Source organism: Bacillus sp. P4_D3 (genome assembly GCF_056401855.1).
The window spans coordinates 1-1,251 of sequence record NZ_JBFUIN010000836.1; the positions used below are offsets into that span (position 1 = coordinate 1).

3 pseudogenes are annotated in these 1,251 nt (G+C 31.7%); 1 reads left to right on the plus strand and 2 read right to left on the minus strand.

The annotated features are described in order from the left end of the window. Nucleotides 1-91: pseudogene (locus tag AC1DTM_RS27180) on the minus strand (endonuclease); the annotation flags it as partial. 308 nt (nt 92-399) lie between these two features. Between AC1DTM_RS27180 and AC1DTM_RS27185 the strand changes: the two are divergent. After that, a pseudogene (locus AC1DTM_RS27185) lies at nt 400-1,143 on the plus strand (MBL fold metallo-hydrolase); the annotation flags it as partial. A gap of 1 nt (nt 1,144) precedes the next feature. Here the strand turns inward: AC1DTM_RS27185 and AC1DTM_RS27190 are convergent. Next, nucleotides 1,145-1,251, minus strand: a pseudogene (locus AC1DTM_RS27190) (MBL fold metallo-hydrolase); the annotation flags it as partial.

Sequence of the window (1,251 nt, forward strand, 5' to 3'; positions counted from 1 at the left end):
TTTCTGAAGTGCTCTTCCCTTCTGTATAAAGCTGAATCATTTCAGATTTTGATAGTTTACATTTTGACTTCTGTTTTCTTTCTTCCAGCATTTATAGACTCTCCTTCTTTTGGATAATTAGTTACCTACCTGCTTCTATAACATATAACGAAACGTACGTTCTTTGTTGTGTATGAGAACAAATTTACTTAAATAAAACAATTTACAAATATACAATATTAGTTTTAGCTGCTGCTAAATGAATTCTATTTTATATGTATAAATAATAAATTTGAAGAATTTATGAAATGTATTGTATTAAAGATGAAAGGTAAAACGATATAGTTTACACTAATAACAGCTAGAATAACAACTAGAATAACAACATACGTATATTGTTAAACGTAAAAAGGAGAACTAATGAAAAAGAAATATATAAATCAAATTCATACTGATGTAAGTTTTAAACCAAAAGATATTATAGGTTTAATGACTGATTACTTTAAAATAAAAACAAAGTTGCGACCTATAAAGAATTTACCTATTGTTTTATCGAATAAAGATAATGAGTCTTTAGATAGTGTTACATGGTTTGGACATTCTGCTGCTCTTTTAAAAATAGAAGGTAAAAAGCTGTTATTAGATCCTATGTTTGGCGATGCCTCTTCCCCGTTTCCTATTTTTAATAGTAAACGTTATAGTGGTGCTTTTTCTTTAGAACGTGAAGACCTTCAGGAAATTGATGCGATTATCATTTCGCATAATCACTATGACCATTTAAATTACAAAAGTATTATGCAGTTAAAAGATCGTGCAAAGCACTTTTATGTTCCGACTGGAGTTGCGCGTTATCTTATTAAATGGGGTGTTTCACCTAGTAAAATTAGTGAGCATAATTGGTGGGATGAAATTACGTTTGATAATATTAAATTAGTTTGTACACCTGCAAGGCATTTTTCTGGACGAAGTATGACAGATAGAGATAGTTCGTTATGGTGTTCATGGGTTATCCTTGGTCAAGAAACGAAAGTCTTCTTTAGTGGTGATAGTGGATATGCTCCGCACTTTAAGGAAATTGGTAATAAATACGGTCCATTCGATCTTACTTTAATGGAATGCGGGCAATACGATACGAGATGGTCTGCAATTCATATGTTGCCAGAACGTATTGCCCGCATTCCATTAAAGTAAGATCGAATGGACCGTATTTATTACCAATTTCCTTAAAGTGCGGAGCATATCCACTATCACCACTAAAGAAGACTTTCGTTT